This window comes from Pedobacter sp. 01T416_2 (assembly GCF_056398925.1).
The window spans coordinates 1-2,431 of sequence record NZ_JBFTQI010000833.1 but is presented as its reverse complement, the minus strand read 5'-3'; the positions used below and the strand labels follow the sequence as shown (position 1 = coordinate 2,431).

The window sequence follows — 2,431 nt, the reverse complement described above, 5'->3', positions numbered from 1 at the left end:
GGAAGAGGATCCAATGGTCCCCTAGCCAGGATTGTAGAAATTGGTGGCCGTTTTATTATAGCAGGTGGCTTTACCGGATTTAACCAACGTACCGAAAATATCAGCAACATTACCAGTTTGTTCACCAGCGGCGCAATTGACACTATAAAAATTCAAACAAAAAGGAAGCCAACACTCACCGATACCGTTACGCAGAAATGGTTTCCGAGGTTTAACGGTGGTACAAATGGTTTTATTAACCGTGTATACCCGCACCAGGGAAAAATTTTAGCAACCGGTGATTTTAGGTATTATGTAAAAAGAACTTACGATAAGTTTAATTACGATTTATCAAGGGATACTGTAATATTGGACAGTACAGAAATCCGACAGATTTTGCGCTTTAATTTAGATGGTAGTCTCGATAAAACATTCCGTTTTAACACCGCTACCAATAAAGGAAAAGAAAGTGCAAATGGACGTGTAGACACTTACATGCATACTGATGCAGAAAAGTTAGAAAAACTGGTTGTGTTTGGTAATTTTACCACATTCGACGGTCAGCCGGCCAATCGCATTATTAGGCTAAATCCTGACGGAAGCGTCGATCCAACTTTTACGCCAGGTTCGGGGACAGATAATGTGATTTCATCATGTACTTATAACACCACTACAAAAAAATACGTAATTACAGGAAACTTTACGCAATACAATGGCAAATCTGCGCTCGGTGTAGCTGTTTTAAATGATAATGGCACTTTAGATGAAACATTTGTTTCCAAATCATTTGAAAGTGGCATACCAGGTTTTGCTAAACAGCTTAATAATGGGTTAATTGTAGTAAGCGGCTATTTTATTAAATATAATGGCATCACCAGAAATGGTTTTATGGTTTTAACGCCAACAGGATCATTGGCAAAAGGATACAATTCTACAGGTCCTTTTAATGGTAGCCTATCTGATGTAATCGAAACCAAATCGGCAGATGGTAAAAAAGCACTATTGTTAATCGGCGACTTTAACCGTTTTGATAATTTACCATTATACAACATTATTAGAGTAACTATCGAATAAGAGATTAAGCTAACCAGGATATAAATTAAGATGAGTATGATTAAAAAATATAAATTATTGATTGGCTTAGTCGCAACAATAATTACCACGGCCATATTTTCTTGTAATAAAGAATTCGAAAGAACAATTGGAGATAAGAATGCCAGCGACACAACAACTGTTAAATACGGTAACCGTAAGGTACTTTATTTAGTTGTTGATGGAGCAAGGGGGCAATCGGTTTTAGATGCGAATACACCAAATATCGATGCGATTTTACCGCACGCTATCTACTCATGGGTAGGTTTAAGTGATCCCGAGGCAACCGCAAATGCAACCAATTGGGCAAACATGTTAACCGGCGTTAAAAAGGAGAAACATAAAGTTACCACTGATGCATTAACGAATAACAATCTGCAGAATTACCCAATTATCTTCAACAGGATCAAAGAGGCAAGTGCAAAATCGAAAATTGTTACCTATACCTCATCGGCGGTTTTTAAATCATTAAATACAGGAGCTGATGTGAGTAGCCTGGTGGCAGATGATGATGCTGTTAAAGCTGGATTGATAAGCAATTTAACAAGTGATACTTCAACGGTTGTTGTAGGCCATTTTACAGGGGTTAATGCGGCAGGTGCAGCCTCTGGATATGATGTTTCTTTTCCGGCCTATAAAGCAGCTATCGAAAAATTCGATACTTCTGTAGGTGAAATCCTCGCGGCACTCAAAAAACGTCCTAATTATAACAATGAGCAATGGCTTGTTGTTATTGCATCAAGTGCAGGTGGGCAATATACCTTACCCTCAAATGCCGATGACCAAACTATTTTTAGCCAGCCAAAAGTAAATTCATTTGTAATTTATTATGCGCCAACCTACAACAAACGAATTTTAACAAAGCCATTTACAGGTAACAGGTATTTAGGCAAAACAATCCGTTTTAAAGGGGAAGATGTGAGGGCACAGGTTGATGCTGCTGACGCAAATGTTTACAATATAGATGACACGACAAAAGTGACCATAGAACTTAAGGTTAAAAAGAACGAAGACAAATTTTTCTGGCCGAGTGTTTTAGGTAAACGTAACGAGTGGTCTGGTGGCCACCCAAGCGTAGGTTGGGTAATTTATTTAGAAGAAGACTATTGGTATTTTGAGTGGCGAGGTACCAAAGATGGAGATTACCACCAATGTAGGGGGGGGAGCTTTGGCAAGGGGAAATGGACAAATTTAACTGCAAAAATAGAGGTGCGTAATGGCCAAAGATTTGTTCGTACCTATACCAATGGTAGCTTTAATAATGAACTCGAAATTACGGGTTCAGGGTCGTTGGCAAATTCGAATCCTTTAAAATTGGGATTTTTAAACGGAAATGGACACGGAGTACCAGATGTATATG

Annotated in this window: 2 protein-coding genes; both read left to right on the top strand. The window is 38.5% G+C overall.

What is annotated here, in order from left to right:
- Positions 1–1,053, top strand: a 1,053-nt coding sequence (locus tag AC1DPQ_RS24720; protein ID WP_477611186.1) for a delta-60 repeat domain-containing protein, incomplete at its 5' end; no start/stop codon positions are given.
- A gap of 36 nt (positions 1,054–1,089) precedes the next feature.
- Positions 1,090–2,431, top strand: a 1,342-nt coding sequence (locus AC1DPQ_RS24715; RefSeq protein WP_477611185.1) for an alkaline phosphatase family protein, incomplete at its 3' end; no start/stop codon positions are given.